14 protein-coding genes and 1 pseudogene are annotated in these 14,896 nt (G+C 44.5%); 8 read left to right on the top strand and 7 right to left on the bottom strand.

The window, feature by feature from the left end; translation table 11 throughout:
• Nucleotides 1–96: 96 nt before the first annotated feature.
• Together ACX5KA_RS08250 and ACX5KA_RS08245 are read right to left on the bottom strand one after the other, a co-directional pair.
• Nucleotides 97–441 carry a DUF3718 domain-containing protein gene (locus ACX5KA_RS08250; RefSeq protein ID WP_014976749.1) on the bottom strand — a complete coding sequence of 115 codons (345 nt, stop codon included), beginning with the start codon at nucleotides 439–441 and terminating at the stop codon, nucleotides 97–99.
• A gap of 417 nt (nucleotides 442–858) precedes the next feature.
• Nucleotides 859–1,653: a DUF2189 domain-containing protein gene (locus tag ACX5KA_RS08245; RefSeq protein WP_014949751.1), complete on the bottom strand. Its 795-nt coding sequence runs from the start codon at nucleotides 1,651–1,653 to the stop codon at nucleotides 859–861.
• Nucleotides 1,654–1,925: 272 nt separating this feature from the next.
• On the opposite strand from ACX5KA_RS08245, the gene ACX5KA_RS08240 reads away from it, so the two are divergent.
• The 5 genes and pseudogenes from ACX5KA_RS08240 to ACX5KA_RS08220 all read left to right on the top strand — a co-directional run bounded on the left by ACX5KA_RS08240 (nucleotide 1,926) and on the right by ACX5KA_RS08220 (nucleotide 7,084).
• A complete protein-coding gene (locus ACX5KA_RS08240) occupies nucleotides 1,926–3,146 on the top strand; it encodes a pyridoxal phosphate-dependent aminotransferase (RefSeq protein ID WP_014976750.1) in 1,221 nt (406 codons plus the stop codon).
• 1 nt (nucleotide 3,147) lies between these two features.
• A complete protein-coding gene (yfbR, locus tag ACX5KA_RS08235; RefSeq protein WP_076011807.1) occupies nucleotides 3,148–3,747 on the top strand; it encodes a 5'-deoxynucleotidase in 600 nt (199 codons plus the stop codon).
• A 76-nt stretch (nucleotides 3,748–3,823) separates the two neighbouring features.
• Nucleotides 3,824–5,167: an anti-phage deoxyguanosine triphosphatase gene (locus tag ACX5KA_RS08230; RefSeq protein WP_239246469.1), complete on the top strand. Its 1,344-nt coding sequence runs from the start codon at nucleotides 3,824–3,826 to the stop codon at nucleotides 5,165–5,167.
• 152 nt (nucleotides 5,168–5,319) lie between these two features.
• Nucleotides 5,320–6,327 (top strand): annotated as a pseudogene (gene msrP / locus ACX5KA_RS08225) (protein-methionine-sulfoxide reductase catalytic subunit MsrP).
• 97 nt (nucleotides 6,328–6,424) lie between these two features.
• Complete coding sequence (locus tag ACX5KA_RS08220; RefSeq protein WP_458730855.1) at nucleotides 6,425–7,084, top strand: protein-methionine-sulfoxide reductase heme-binding subunit MsrQ; 660 nt, start codon at nucleotides 6,425–6,427, stop codon at nucleotides 7,082–7,084.
• 22 nt (nucleotides 7,085–7,106) lie between these two features.
• On the opposite strand, the gene ACX5KA_RS08215 is transcribed toward ACX5KA_RS08220, so the two are convergent.
• A complete protein-coding gene (locus ACX5KA_RS08215) occupies nucleotides 7,107–7,505 on the bottom strand; it encodes a YqaA family protein (RefSeq protein WP_458730871.1) in 399 nt (132 codons plus the stop codon).
• Nucleotides 7,506–7,833: 328 nt separating this feature from the next.
• Between ACX5KA_RS08215 and ACX5KA_RS08210 the strand changes: the two genes are divergently transcribed.
• The 3 genes from ACX5KA_RS08210 (at nucleotide 7,834) to ACX5KA_RS08200 (ending at nucleotide 10,655) form a co-directional block, all read left to right on the top strand.
• The gene (locus tag ACX5KA_RS08210) at nucleotides 7,834–8,244 is read left to right on the top strand and encodes a hypothetical protein (protein WP_039216466.1); all 411 of its coding nucleotides are present in this window, start codon (nucleotides 7,834–7,836) and stop codon (nucleotides 8,242–8,244) included.
• A gap of 253 nt (nucleotides 8,245–8,497) precedes the next feature.
• Nucleotides 8,498–9,151, top strand: coding sequence for a YchJ family protein (locus tag ACX5KA_RS08205; protein ID WP_458730854.1), 654 nt, complete (start codon nucleotides 8,498–8,500; stop codon nucleotides 9,149–9,151).
• An 88-nt stretch (nucleotides 9,152–9,239) separates the two neighbouring features.
• Entirely contained in the window at nucleotides 9,240–10,655 is a 1,416-nt protein-coding gene (locus tag ACX5KA_RS08200; protein WP_458730853.1) for an alpha-amylase family protein, read from the top strand.
• A 79-nt stretch (nucleotides 10,656–10,734) separates the two neighbouring features.
• Here ACX5KA_RS08200 and ACX5KA_RS08195 read toward each other — a convergent pair whose 3' ends face one another.
• The 4 genes from ACX5KA_RS08195 to ACX5KA_RS08180 form a co-directional block, all read right to left on the bottom strand.
• Nucleotides 10,735–11,709, bottom strand: coding sequence for an NADPH:quinone oxidoreductase family protein (locus ACX5KA_RS08195; RefSeq protein WP_061486004.1), 975 nt, complete (start codon nucleotides 11,707–11,709; stop codon nucleotides 10,735–10,737).
• A gap of 74 nt (nucleotides 11,710–11,783) precedes the next feature.
• Complete coding sequence (locus tag ACX5KA_RS08190) at nucleotides 11,784–12,842, bottom strand: phosphotransferase family protein (RefSeq protein ID WP_458730852.1); 1,059 nt, start codon at nucleotides 12,840–12,842, stop codon at nucleotides 11,784–11,786.
• Between the two features lie 49 nt (nucleotides 12,843–12,891).
• On the bottom strand, nucleotides 12,892–14,127 hold the full coding sequence (locus ACX5KA_RS08185; protein WP_458730851.1) for an acyl-CoA dehydrogenase family protein: 1,236 nt from the start codon (nucleotides 14,125–14,127) through the stop codon (nucleotides 12,892–12,894).
• Between the two features lie 11 nt (nucleotides 14,128–14,138).
• Nucleotides 14,139–14,896 (bottom strand): histidine phosphatase family protein (locus tag ACX5KA_RS08180; protein WP_458730850.1); only part of this gene is annotated, 758 nt, incomplete at its 5' end.

Here is a 14,896-nt window from a genome sequence, read left to right as displayed (position 1 = left end):
AAGCGGGTCTAGTTTTCACCATTTACGTCAACGTGATTGACGATGAGTGCAAGCTAGCCCGCTTTTTCTGGATTTATCGTAACCGCAGTCAACGCCTTAGCTACGCGACGTTAAGTATTCGTGTACCGCATCAGCGTGACGCTCTACTGAAAACTCAATTAGGCTGCTGCCATTGCACGTTAGTCCTTCTTCAGACGTTACCATACGCAACACTTCACGCTGACTAGCACCAATGCGTCCTACGTTACGTGAAAGACTAGAGCGAAGTACTCTAACGTCATCATTTATCACAGCTTTACAAAACCCTGCAAATTGGGTTTCGCCTACAAAGCGTATGTCTTTTTGTGGTGCTGCGGCAGTTGCGTTTACGCTAAATGCTACGGTTGCAGTTACAGCTAGAACTTTTACCGCGTTGGCTAATTTCGATTTAACTGGTTTCATGTTTAATTCCTCAATGTGTAAATAAAGGCTTTAATCAAGTTTGTGGCAAACTCTTAGTTTTTGGTTGAACAAAGCTGAACAATCAACAATTCGCTCAACGCCCTTTATTTATGCATCAAGAATTAAAACTTTTCTGTTGAATGATTGTGTAATGGGGGTAAATGTGTGGTAAATCAGTTTGTTACACCATTGTTACGAGGCTAAATCACTGTTTTATCGAGATTAATTTAGATTACATATTACTAATATATCTAGCGATGGAACTTGTAGGAAGAAAGAAATATAAGACTTAAGTATAAAAAGGCCCCTTTCGGGGCCTTAAAACTGTAATTTTAACAAAATATATAATGATAAAGCGCATCTAATGTACAGAAAACCTCACCATTTCCGTAATTAAATTACAGAAAGTGTGGGCGATTACTCATATTTGCGTTCGCGCTTAGTTTCAATGGCATCAATATAAGCATGCCATGACGCGTAGCCGATTATAGGCATTAACACGATAAAACCAATAAACCCGGTTACGTAACCAATCGCAACGGTGGTAAAGATGATCGCCCCCCAAATAAGCATGGGCACCTTATTAAGCCATACTGCGTTAACGCTGGTTAATACGGCGGTAGCAAGGTCAACTTTACGTTCCATCAAAATAGGTTGGGTAAACGCCGTAATGAAAAGCATAGCCAATGTAAAACCCGCACCGACAATCGTGCCTAGCGCTAAAAACGGTAACAAGCTTTCTAAGTCGTTTTCTATATAAGGCGGATAAAGCGCGTGGATTAGCGATGCGACACGTAACCAAAATATCATCATCACCATAAGCAGTATGGCAAAGCCCCACTCGTTAAATGCATTTCGGCGCATTGCGCGTAAAGAGTGGCGTAGCGTGGGCTTGTGGCCTTTTTCCATTTCCCAACTCACATCATAAAGACCAGCAGCCAGAAATGGACCTACCAACATAAAGCAAACAATGGCGGGTAAAATAACTAAGTGCCAACCTGTCATTTCAACCAAGTACATAATGAACCACGGAATAACCGCGAAAAGAACGCCATAAAACAATGTGAGACCTGGTGCGCGCATAGCGTCTCGTAATGCCAATGACAACCATTTTATAGGGTCGCCAACGTCTAACTCTTTACAGGGAATAACGCGTGCTATACCACTTTGCGTGATTGCATTCTCTGGTGTTTCTTTGAAATGGTGCGACATATTCTTATCACCTCTGCTTGTTAGCCTGTTTGTTACTAACGCGTTTTTTATACACGCCTTACTACTACGATAGGCGCTGAATGAAAAGTTCACAAGCTATTAACATAAATTTTATACTTAAGTGACAAGCGGATCATTCATCTCGTTATGTGGTTAATAAATAACCACTTGGTGAAAAAAGTAGTGCTTAAAGCAGAAATACTGCAAAAAGGCCATCGCATATGGCTCTGTATTGCGATAATCTCAGGGTATGTAAATCAACCAGATAGACCATGAAAACTGTATCTCGCTCACATAAATTAGATAACGTTTGTTACGACATTAGAGGCCCAATCGCTGCGCAAGCACGCAAAATGGAAGACGAAGGACACCGCATATTAAAGCTGAATATCGGTAACCCTGCCCCATTTGGATTTGAAGCCCCTGACGATATCGTAAAAGACGTTATTCATAACCTGCCTACGTCTCAAGGATATTCAGACTCGACAGGAATTTATGCTGCCCGTGTGGCCGTGATGCAGTACTACCAGCAGCGCAACATTAAAGACATCCGTGTAGATGACGTTTATATTGGTAACGGCGTATCTGAGTTAATTATGATGGCAATGCAGGCGCTACTTAATCATGGCGATGAAGTGCTTATTCCAAGCCCTGACTACCCGCTTTGGACAGCAGCAGTTAGCCTCTCGTCAGGTTCACCCGTTCATTATCGCTGCGACGAGCAAGCAGGCTGGTTCCCAGATATTGACGACATAAAAAGTAAAATCACCAGTAAAACCCGCGCGATCGTACTGATCAACCCTAACAACCCAACCGGCGCAGTTTACGACAAAGCCCTTTTACAAGATGTGGTTGAAGTCGCCCGCGAACACGGACTTGTTGTATTTAGCGACGAGATTTACGACAAAATTCTTTACGATGAAGCAAAGCACACCAGTATTGCTTCACTGGCTGACGATGTGTTTTTTGTTACCTTTGGCGGCTTGAGCAAAAACTACCGCGTGGCGGGCTTTCGTTCAGGTTGGCTAGTTGTCAGCGGAAATAAACGCCTGGCATCGGACTATATTGAAGGGCTTAATATTCTGTCTTCCATGCGGATGTGCGCTAACGTACCTTGTCAAAGCGCTATCCAAACGGCATTAGGCGGCTATCAGAGTATTGACGATTTGGTAAAGGAAAACGGGCGTTTACGCATTCAGCGTGACGTGACTACAGATATGCTAAACGGCATTGACGGTATTTCTTGCGTTAAACCTAAAGGTGCCATGTATTGTTTCGCTAAAGTGGATGAGAAGAAATTCAACATTCAAAACGACGAACAAATGGTGCTGGACTTATTAAGCTCTGAAAAAATTCTGCTGGTACATGGTCGCGCGTTTAACCTTACTGAAGGCACGTACTTCCGATTAGTATTTTTACCGCACAGCGATGTATTGGTGCCTGCGCTGCATCGTATTGGCAACTTCTTTAGAACGTATAAGCAAGGGGCGTAATGTGTCTGATAAAAGTCACTTTTTTGCGCACCTGGCGCGCTTAAAGCTTATTAATCGTTGGCCGCTGATGCACAATGTGCGCACAGAAAATGTGCAGGAGCACAGTTTGCAGGTGGCTATGGTTGCCCATGCGCTTGCTTTAATAAAAAATAAGTTTTTTGGCGGCACACTAAACCCTGATCGTATTGCTACCATGGCAATATTTCACGATGTGTCCGAGGTGCTCACCGGAGACCTCCCTACCCCAGTGAAATACTTTAACCCTGCGATTAAAGAAGAATATAAAAAGATCGAAAAAATTGCAGAGAACAAGCTAATTGAAATGGCACCAGAGGCATTTCGAGAAGACTATGCGGCGCTTATTGATCATCACTACCATAGTGAAGAAGAAGCTTTTATTGTGAAAGCAGCAGACGTGCTTTGCGCTTACCTTAAAACGCTTGAAGAATTGGCTGCTGGCAACCAAGAGTTTAAGCTTGCTAAGAAAAGATTAGATAAAACCCTTAAAGAATATCATTCTGATGAGGTGGACTACTTCTTAACACGCTACGTACCAAGCTTTTCTTTAAGTCTTGATGAAATTACGCAAGACGATATGTGAGCGAGGCGGCTAACAGCCTATAAATCACTATACTGACGAATAGAAGTAGCATAAACAGCGAGGCAGCGAGGTTTTTTTGGCAACAAGCGATTGGGAATTAGCATTACACGAGCGTCGTTTACCCCGTAGTGAAACAAGAGACGGCGATCACCGCAATCCGTATCAACGTGATAAAGCGCGCGTTCTTCATAGCGCCGCCTTTCGTAGATTACAGGCAAAGACTCAAGTGCTTGGTGTGGGGCTGAGCGACTTCTATCGCACTCGACTAACTCACTCTCTAGAAGCCGCCCAAATTGGCACAGGTATTACTGCCCAACTTTGGGTGAAATTTCCAGATATTGCCTCGACGTTAGCGCTTGATCCTACGTTAATCGAAACCCTCTGCTTGGCTCACGATATTGGTCATCCCCCATTCGGCCATGGTGGTGAAATTGCGCTTAATTACATGATGCACCAATACGGCGGGTTTGAAGGAAACGGGCAAACCTTTAGGATCATCACTCAGCTAGAGCCCTATACCGCCGAACACGGCATGAATTTATGCAGAAGAAGCGTGTTAGGCTTGGTTAAATATCCGAATTTTATCGATGCCCTTCATAGTAAAGGACCTACGCCAGAGCGCCCTGTTTCACTTCGTCAGGTAAAGGCCCACGACTGGCATCCGCCAAAAGGTCTGTTTCGCTGCGATGAGCCCCTATTCGACTGGCTACTTGCGCCATTTAGCAATGAAGATAAAGATGGGTTTATGCAGTTTACTGCAAAACTGAATGCACACAGTAAAACGCAATTTAAATCGTTCGACTGCTCAATTATGGAGCTGTCTGACGATATCGCCTATGGCATTCACGACTTAGAAGATGCCATTGTAATGGATATGGTCGACAAGCATCACTTTGTCGAGGATGTAACCACGCCGCTAAAAGCGCTAGATGTACCGTGGCTGTCAGACAATATAGAAGTGCTAACCAATAAGCTATTTAGCGCTGCACATCACGAAAGAAAAAATGCCATAGGCGCGCTGGTAAATAGCTTTATTACAGCTATTGAAATAAGAGGCGTTGAGGGTTTTGCTCATCCGTTACTGGCGTTCAACGCTGTGATGCCTGAACAATTTGCGCAAGCTCTAGAGCTCTTCAAACGCTTTGTGTTTAACAAAGTAATACGCCGCCCCGATGTGCAGCTTCTTGAATACAAAGGACAGCTGGTGGTTATGGAGCTTTTTGAAGCCTTTGCATCAGATCCCGACCGCTTACTTCCCGAAAATACCCAAGTTCGCTGGCGTAAGGCCTGTGAGAGCGGCAATGGTATGCGCGTTCTCGCCGATTATATATCTGGCATGACCGATGAATTCGCATCTCGCCTATACAGCAATATCTTTTCACCTAAACAAGGCGGTATTCAAGATAGTCTGCATATGTAGATTGTTTTGTTTTTCCAAATTAATTGAAATGAAAAGACCGTACTCTCGGTCTTTTTTATTATGTTGAACTTACTCGTTACATTAACGTAGCTAAATGTACTGGGCGAAGTGACGACCATTTCTCATAGTCTTATCATAATTTAGGTGACGTAATGCCAAAACCATTTAAACCCTCAGTAAAATTAACCGATAACGACGTAACTAATGAAGACGTTTACAAGAGTCGCCGTACATTGCTCAAATCTATGGGCTTTGTGGGAGCGTCTACGCTGTTGGCGAAGTCGGCAGGCGCTGCCGGTTGGTTTTGGGAAGATGAAGAAGAGAAGGCAGCGTTTAAGGGAAAGGCGCTGGAGTTTAGTCAGCCCCCTAAGTTTCAAATAACGGAAACCCGAACGCCTGAAGATAAAGTGACCAGCTACAACAACTTCTATGAGTTTGGCACATCTAAAGATGCACCAGCCAAAAATGCGACTGAATTTCAAACTAATCCATGGACGTTAAAAGTTGACGGGATGGTTAAAAACCCCATTGAGCTTGATCACGATGCCTTAACAAAGCGTTTTCCCCTTGAAGAACGCATTTACCGCTTGCGCTGTGTGGAGGCATGGTCGATGGTGGTGCCTTGGATTGGGTTTGAGTTGGGGGCGTTTTAAAAACAAGCCGAGCCATTAATGTCAGCCAAGTATGTGGCGTTTGAAACCCTATACGACCCTGAGCAAATGCCCGGTCAACGAAGCCGCTTTACCGGTGGTGGTATTGATTACCCTTACGTAGAGGGTTTGCGTCTTGACGAAGCCATGCACCCGTTAACGCTCATGTCGGTTGGTCTTTACGGGAAGACCTTGCCACCTCAAAACGGCGCGCCTATCAGGCTTGTTGTACCGTGGAAGTATGGTTTTAAGAGCATTAAGTCTATCGTGAGAATTCGCCTTACCGATAAGAAACCGCCTACCACATGGAATCGACTGGCCGCCAACGAGTATGGCTTTTACGCCAACGTGAATCCAAACGTGTCGCACCCAAGGTGGAGCCAGGCCAGCGAGCGTAGAATAACCACAGGTGGGCTACTCGCCAGAAATCGCATCGACACCCTAATGTTCAACGGTTACAGCGAAGTCGCGCCGCTATACAAAGATATGGACTTATCCCGTTATTACTAGCTGGTACGTTTTATAGAGCTACGAGCAAATAGCTAGCCCTTCTAACCAATATCACTTAACTAGAGTTTTTAAATATTATTATTAAGTTGTTCATTTAATGCCGTTAAGAAAAAAAACATTTCGACTCGCTGTATGGCAGCGCCGCAGCCTAAAAGGTCTTATTCACCTTTTCGCATTGGGCTATATCGCCTGGTTGTTTTTTGCAGGGGTAACCGATCAGCTTGGTCCAGACCCTGTAAACACGCTCATCAATGAGACTGGAACTTGGGCAATTCACTTTCTTTTACTAACGCTTACTCTTAGCCCACTTGCAAAATGGCTACCAAGCCCAGAACCGATGCAATTCAGACGTATGATTGGCGTATACACCTTTGTGTACGCCTTTGCACACCTGCTCACATACATTGTGTTTGAAATCCAGCTTGATATGGCACTAGTGGCTAGCGAGATAGTAAGCAGGCCATACATCATTGTTGGCATGGCAGCGTTACTTCTTCTTTTTGCTCTCACCGCTACGTCGTTCAAGCGTATCCAGCGCAACATGGGAAAAAAGTGGCAGAAGCTTCACAACAGCATTTACCTGATCCTGCCCCTTGCACTACTTCATTTCAGCTGGTCGCAGAAGACGTTTTGGCAAGAGCCCGTTTGGTATTGGATGATTGGACTGATATTAATGAGCCCAAGAATGAAGCTGTGGTATGTGACGTATCAGAAGAAAAGCCAAAAGAAGTCGAGAGACAAAAACGCAGTGGCGTGAGAAAACTAAAGTCGAAAACCTTTTAAACAAGTACGTAAAGCAGCGCAGCATAACGCGCTGTTTTACTAAGCGTTACCGCGAGAATAAAAAACCAAAATGGGCTTCTAAGTACACCTGCTACTAAAGTAATAGGGTCGCCAATAATAGGTACCCAGCATAAAAACAAGCTCCACTTCCCCCACTTTGTAAAGGTGTAACTTGCACGGTTAAACGCCGCTTCGCTCACTTTTAACTTATCGGTCGCAATTTCTTTTCCGAACTTGAAGCCCAATGCATAATTAACCACCGAGCCGAGTACATTTCCTAACGAAGCAACAACAAGCAAAAACAACCAGCTCAACCCACTACTGTATAAAGCACTAAGCACAATTTCAGAACTAAAAGGCAATATAGTGGCAGCCAAAAATGCCGATAAGAACATCCCCAAGTAGCCTAAATGTATTAATGCGCTCAACGCTCCTCCAGCTTTATACAGTAGTTTTCTATGTAAGATTCGCGCGCATCTTACCTTAATCGGAGTATGAATACTTCCTTCAGAATTCGAAAGCACAAAAAAAACATTATCTTTTATATAGTTACTGACAAAGCACCAATTTGTGTGAAAAAAGTACAACTAAATACTTGCCAAATCCCTCTTTTATGAATACTGTATACACATACACACTGTATAAGTAACCAGTATCAATTAATAACAATATTCCTGAAGTTCGATTTATGAACTTAAGGGCAAATGCATAAAGGGTTTTACTATGAACACATCTTCAGTTTCACGATTTAATGCTTTGCGCGCTTCGGTTTCAAATGTTGTTCAACTACCTTTGCCGATAGAAGGGTTTCCTGGCGAAAAACAAGGTAATGGAAAAGGAAATAACGACAAAGGTTGGAATTATCTGCTTTCAAATACGGTGTCGTTTTCTAAATCTGTAGATCACGCTATCCGTATTCAGAAACCTGAAAAAGAAAAAATGCCTGAATGGATCAGTAAGCTGATTACAGGTGGCCAGTGTAAAACACTGTATGTGGAAAACATTGATTTAGACCTTCAACCAACCGATAGTGAAATGATCAGAAAGCTGTGTGAGCTTTACTCTGTCAGCCTGGTGAATGTGCGTGTTAACAGCATTAATGACGAACAAAACGTAGCATTAGGTCCTTGGTAATACAAAGCCTGTTTATGCTTACATCTTGCGTTTGCCCCATCTTACGTTTGCCTGAATAGCGGTGCGTAAACAAAACCTAAATATTTATTTTCATACAACTCTTTGGCGTGGAATCTCTGACATGTACCCTTTGGCATGGACCGCCAAGGAATCTTTGAATATCGGCAACATTTACGTTTAAAAAAGTTGGGGCTCACGCAACTTATACTTATACTGTAGCGCTTTGTTTTACTCTTAAACTGCGAGTTGTCTTATGCGCTGCTACTGTTGCTCATCAAAACCCTTCGACGAATGCTGCGAGCCTTTTATTAAGGGTGATAAACACCCTAGTTCTGCAGAGCAACTTATGCGCTCCCGTTTTTCAGCCTACGCTACAGCGCATTATCAATATATTCTTGAAACCTACACCAAAGAAAAGCAGCAGGGTCTTTCTGTAGAGGATTTGGCGCAAAGCGCACAAGGTGCGACATGGTTCGCACTTAAAGTTCACCCCACTCTAGCGGCTAGCTCCGTAGATAACTCCGTAGATAACTCCGTAGATAGCTTGGTAGGTAACTCGGTCAGTAGTACTGAAGATAGTTCGATAGACAGTACTGTACATGCTGACGCTAAAGTCGAAGCAGTAACCAACGCCGAGCCAATCTCTAAGACTAATTTAAAGTCCATCTCCAAGCCCATCTCTAAGCCAAATAATGCCATTGTTGAATTCACTGCTTACTATTTTGAAAATAAAAGTATGTATCAGCTTCACGAAACGTCTAATTTTAGTGTTGAAGACGGTAAGTGGCGTTATCACGACGGCGTATTACACGACGACTGCGGCAAAATTAAATACGGGAGAAACCTACCTTGTGTTTGCGGTAGCAACAAAAAATTCAAACAGTGCTGCGCAACTAAGAGCCGCTAACCCAGTGGCAATAGCTAACCTTACTCCCTTCCCTGCGCATCTTGATTGTTCATCTTTTCTCTCGCTCCCACATAAAATAGGACACACTATGAAGATGAAGAAACATGCGGCAGGCGTTCTAATAGGCGCAGCACTGAGTACATTAAGTTATCAAAGCTATGCCGACGTTATACTACACGCATTTAACTGGATCTACGATGACGTCGCCGCAAAAGCCCAGGAAATTGCGGATCTTGGTTACACCAAAGTACTTGTTTCGCCTGCTTATAAATCGACAGGTGATCAGTGGTGGGCGCGATATCAACCACAGGACTATCGAGTTATTGATAACCCACTTGGTGACACTGCTGACTTTCAAGCGATGGTTAATGCATTAAATGCCAAAGGTGTAGAGACCTATGCGGATATTGTCTTTAATCATATGGCGAACGAAGCATGGAAACGTTCAGACTTAAACTACCCCGGAAGTGAAGTACTACAGCAATACTCATCAAATCAGGGATACTACAATGGCATCACATTATTTGGTGATGTAAGTAGCGGCCTTTTGGGCGGTGGTGACTTCCACGGTACGTATGATCAAGGTGGCCCTAAGTGCATTAGTAACTACAGCGACGTGGGCGATGTTCAGTACAATAGATTATGCGGCGCCGCGCCAGATCCTGGCTTGCCCGACCTAGACCCCAATAATTGGGTAGTAGCTCAGCAAAAAGCGTATCTTCAGGCGTTAAAAGACATGGGTGTAACCGGGTTCCGCGTTGATGCTGCAAAGCACATGACCAACTATCATATTAACGCGGTGTTCGACAGCAATATAAAAAACGGCGTGCATGTTTTCGGAGAAATAATTACCACGGGCGGTGCAGGCTCTAGTGAGTATGATAACTTCCTTGCACCTTATTTATCAGCAACAGGTCACTCGGCCTACGATTTCCCGCTTTTCGCGCAAATACGTAGTGCATTTAGCTTCGGTGGTTCGATGAATGCCTTAGTTGACCCAGGTGCGTACGGTCAGGCTTTATCAGGCGACAAGGCCATCACATTTAGTATTACCCACGACATCCCGCTAAACGACGGCTTCCGCTACCAGTTACTTGACCCTACCGACGAACATTTGGCAAATGCCTATGTACTAGGCCGTGACGGTGGTGTTCCATTACTGTACTCAGATAACAATGAAAGTGGTGATAATCGTTGGGTAGATTTGTACAAGCGTGATGACATCAAGGGTATGGTTAAATTCCATAACGGAGTTCAGGGCAGTGGCATGCAAGTGGTAAGTCATAATGACTGCGTTATTTTCTTCAAGCGTGACCATCAAGGCGTTGTGGGTATTAATAAATGCGCAGACGGCCAAGATATATGGGTAGATACATCTACGGACAATTTGTGGTGGTATAGAAATTACCGCGATACGTTAAGTAATGATGTGCAATATATTACAACTCAGTGGCACAAGTTCTATGTACCAGGAAGAAGCGCCCGAATGTGGCTTATGGAATAACCCACTGTTAACAAGAAAAGCCTGAACATCGATTGTTCAGGCTTTATTGTTAAGTTACCCACGTGTCAGGCTTGTAGGATCAGGGCACAAGCACCATCTTACCTTTCACTTCCCGGTTCATTACCTTGGCCATGGCTTTCGTTGCTTGTTCTAAGGGTAATGCTTCATCTACGACCACCTTCACCTTACCTTGCACATACCAAGTTAAAAGCTCTTGCATATTTTCCGCAAAGCCTTTTGGATCGTGCTGAGTAAACGAGCCCCAAAATACGCCCATAACCGAATAGCCTTTTACCAGCGCTAAATTAACCGGGAATTTCGGGATCTCACCGCCAGCAAAGCCAACCACAAGTAAACGACCTTCCCATGCCATACTGCGGCTGCAAGCGTGGAATGTGTCACCGCCAACGCATTCATAAACTACATCGACACCTTTGCCGCCTGTGACTTCTTTCAGCGTTTCTTTGAGATCTTTTTCTTTGTAGTTAATTAAAACGTCTGCGCCATACTCTTTAGCAAGCGCCAGCTTTTCTTCTGTTGAGCAAACTGCAATAACTTTAGCGCCCATAATCTTGCCTATTTGCACTGCTGCTAAGCCAGTACCACCCGCTGCGCCGGTTACAACCAGTGTTTCGCCTGGCTGCAGTTTTGCGCGCTGCTTTAACGCGTGATGTGCTGTCGCATGCGCAGTTACAAGAGCAGCCCCCTCATTAACATGGATGGGATCAGGTAACGGCATAACATGAGTGGCAGGGATCAGCGCTTTTTCTGCGTAACCACCTAAGTTAGACAACGCAATAACTCGTTGCCCTTCTTTTAAATGGCTTACGCCCTCACCTACTTCAGATATGGTGCCTGCCACTTCATTGCCAGGAATAAACGGGAAGTCTGGCTGCATTTGATACAGACCTTGCACCAATAGTCCGTCTGGAAAGTTCACCCCTGCGGCTTCAACATTTACGACTACATGCCCTTTTTTTACTTGTGGGTCTGCAACGTCTTTAAATTGAAGTTCTTCAAGTGGTCCAAAAGATTCGCATACAATTGCTTTCATACTGTCTCCAGTTGCTTTGTTCGACGAGCACGCTATTGATAGCATGACATGTCATTAAATACGTTATATGGCGTTTATTCGCTTTGGTGAATGGTTTGGTTTGCAATTTGCGCCAGAGGTCGCACCATTGCGCCTAATTGCATAGCCTTCTCGCTTGACGCATTGCCATCGTGTGCACGTTTTACCACGCCTTGTAAAATAGCGGCTAAACGGAAAAAACTAAATGCGAGGTAAAACGTCCAGTTGCTAATGCTATCAATACCTCTTCGCTCGCAATACGCATTGATATATTCTTGTTCACTTGGAATGCCTAACTGCTCTCTGTCTAAACCACCTAACCCAGCTGCGTGCGCAATGTCAGAGGGAAGGCGCAACTGCATACATTGGTAAGCCAAATCGGCATACGGATGCCCCAACGTTGATAATTCCCAATCAAGCACCGCGACTACGCTTGGTTTTTTAGGGTCAGACATATCAAACATCATATTGTCTAAACGAAAGTCGCCATGGACCAACGAGACTTGACCATCATCTTTTGGCAGGTTGGCCTCAAGATACTGAATAAGACTTTCAATTTCTTCAACATGCTCAAGTTCTGACGCTCTATACTGCTTTGTCCACCTGCTTAGCTGACGTTCAAAGTAGCTGCCAGGCTTTCCATAATCGCGTAAGCCTGCGCTTTCAATATCTACACTGTGAAGCGCTGCAAGCACCCGGTTCATTTCATCATACATGGCACCACGAGTAGCAGAAGACGCTATTTCAGGCAGTGCACTATTCCAAAAAATGTCACCTTCAACATAGGCCATAATGTAAAACATGCTACCGATTATGCTGGCATCTTCACATAAATGGTACGCTTTGGGCACAGGCACTTCTGAGCCCTGCAACGCATTGATAACGCGAAATTCTCGGTCAACTGCATGGGCCGATTTCAGTAACTTACCCGGAGGTTGACGGCGTAACACGTAGACGCCGTTATCCGTAGTAAGCTTAAACGTCGGGTTCGATTGCCCACCTGCAAATTTCTCGGCACTTTTTACCTTCCCAACACTGGGGCACGCAGAAGATAAATACGAATTCAGCACTGCTAAATCTATGACATGTGGGGCTTTCGCATTGTCTTTAGACACGTTCACTCCTTACCCGTAATTTTTTGTATTGTTTATTTACAACACTGACTTATTCAGCGACTGCTTTTTCAGCAATAAGACTACGACCTAACTGCATCATGTGAACCTGATCAGGGCCATCTGCCAGCTTGATAGTACGCGCATAAGCGTACATTGCAGACAATACGAAATCTTGGCTTGTACCTGCAGCGCCGTGCATCTGAATGGCTTGGTCGATAACGTTACAGGCCATAGTAGGTGCAACTATCTTGATAGCAGCGATAAGGTCGCGCGATACTTTGTTGCCATAGCGATCCATCTTATCAGCCGCTTTCAACGTAAGCAGACGCGCCTGTTCAATATCACAGTGCATCTGCGCAATGCTTTCTCTAACCGATTGCTGTTTTGACAACGGTTTGCCAAACGCCACTCGGCTTTCAACTCGTTCACAGGCCATATCGAGCGCGCGCTGTGCACAGCCAATAAGGCGCATACAATGGTGAATACGGCCCGGGCCTAAGCGCCCTTGTGCGATTTCAAAACCACGCCCTTCACCAAGCAGTAAGTTTTCTGCCGGTACACGTACGTTTTCAAACAAGACTTCAGCATGACCAATAGGCTCGTCGTAATAGCCCATTGCTGCCATTGGGCGAACAATAGTTACACCCTTGGTGTCCATAGGAACTAAGATTTGAGACTGCTGCTGGTGACGAGGCGCATCGAAATCAGTTTTGCCCATTACAACCATAATCTTACAGTTTTCATTCATAGCACCGCTGGTGTACCACTTACGGCCGTTGATAACGTATTCATCACCATCGCGCTTAATGGAAGTTTCGATGTTTGTCGCGTCACTTGATGCCACGGCAGGCTCTGTCATAGCAAAGGCTGAGCGTATTTCCCCGTTTAAGAGAGGCTCTAACCACTGCTTTTTCTGACTCTCGTTACCGTATTTCGCCAGCACTTCCATATTGCCGGTATCTGGCGCACTACAGTTGAAGATTTCAGAGCTAAACAAAACTCTGCCCATTTCTTCACAAAGTGGTGCATACTCTGCGTTAGTCAAGCCCGCGCCATATGGCTTATATTCTTCAGGTAAAAATAGATTCCAAAGACCCGCTTCTTTTGCACGCTTTTTCAATGTATGCATCATTTCAGGCGTTTTCCAACGGCCTTCGCCATTGTTGGCAGAGCCATTTTCTACGGCGTGAATGTATTCCTTTTCAATTGGATACACTTCTTCTTTCATAAACGCTTTTAGTTTTTCTAAAAGTGCTTGGGTCTTTTCATTATATTCAAAGTTCATAACTGCCCCATTTAGCTGTAGGTAATGGCGTGTAACCTGTCAATCACATCCAGGTGAGGTACGCTGTTGAAGTTATTAAGGTAAACGCCTCGCGCATTGGCAAAGCATTGAGAAAAACTGGCATTTCGGATCTGCAAATTCATATTTACAACGGTAGCCGCATCGTAGCCAAGAATATGTTTAAGCATCATGGCAATTGCGCCGCCCGAGCTCACAACAAGTACGCGCTTCGCATCTATACTTTGAAGATGCGTGAGCATACTGTGAACTCTATCTTCGAACTGACCCCATGTTTCATCAAGGAGTTCATGCGCCAACTCGTCTTGCGACCAGGCAAGCATTGCTTTTTTTAGCAATCGGTAATATTCAGAAGGCGAAGCACCTTCAGGTACTTTTGCTTCTGGGTAGCGTGTTAAATAGGCGGTAGCCACTGCCTGAAAATTGAATTCATTCAGGGCGCTATTCACCGTAACTTCAGGTAGCGTATAGTTTTCAGTAGCAATACCCGAGGCAATACCTTCTTTGGTTTCGTGATGCCTAACCATGTCGCCAGAGAAAACTGCATCAAATTCAACATTGCGATGCTTGAAATAGTCACCAAGCCAAATGGCCTGTTGCCCACCCAGTTCACTAAGTTTGTCATAGTTCGCTTTGCCAAAAGACGCTTGACCATGTCGCACTAAATAGATGTCTGTCATACCGCTGCCTGATGTTATTAATATGTTAACTTTCAACCAACATGGGGTTCTAGGGATTTTCCCCTCTAAAA

The sequence above is a fragment of the Alteromonas alvinellae genome (assembly GCF_902705805.1).
Note: the sequence above shows the minus strand (reverse complement) of the source record. Positions and strands in the feature narration are given on the sequence as shown.

What these genes read in the sequence shown, in the direction of transcription:
- ACX5KA_RS08250 (WP_014976749.1), bottom strand. Translation starts at nt 441, where the DNA reads ATGAAACCAGTTAAATCGAAATTAGCCAACGCGGTAAAAGTTCTAGCT.
- ACX5KA_RS08245 (WP_014949751.1), bottom strand. Translation starts at nt 1,653, where the DNA reads ATGTCGCACCATTTCAAAGAAACACCAGAGAATGCAATCACGCAAAGT.
- ACX5KA_RS08240 (WP_014976750.1), top strand. Translation starts at nt 1,926, where the DNA reads ATGAAAACTGTATCTCGCTCACATAAATTAGATAACGTTTGTTACGAC.
- ACX5KA_RS08220 (WP_458730855.1), top strand. Translation starts at nt 6,425, where the DNA reads ATGCCGTTAAGAAAAAAAACATTTCGACTCGCTGTATGGCAGCGCCGC.
- ACX5KA_RS08215 (WP_458730871.1), bottom strand. Translation starts at nt 7,505, where the DNA reads ATGTTCTTATCGGCATTTTTGGCTGCCACTATATTGCCTTTTAGTTCT.
- ACX5KA_RS08210 (WP_039216466.1), top strand. Translation starts at nt 7,834, where the DNA reads ATGAACACATCTTCAGTTTCACGATTTAATGCTTTGCGCGCTTCGGTT.
- ACX5KA_RS08205 (WP_458730854.1), top strand. Translation starts at nt 8,498, where the DNA reads ATGCGCTGCTACTGTTGCTCATCAAAACCCTTCGACGAATGCTGCGAG.
- ACX5KA_RS08200 (WP_458730853.1), top strand. Translation starts at nt 9,240, where the DNA reads ATGAAGATGAAGAAACATGCGGCAGGCGTTCTAATAGGCGCAGCACTG.
- ACX5KA_RS08195 (WP_061486004.1), bottom strand. Translation starts at nt 11,709, where the DNA reads ATGAAAGCAATTGTATGCGAATCTTTTGGACCACTTGAAGAACTTCAA.
- ACX5KA_RS08185 (WP_458730851.1), bottom strand. Translation starts at nt 14,127, where the DNA reads ATGAACTTTGAATATAATGAAAAGACCCAAGCACTTTTAGAAAAACTA.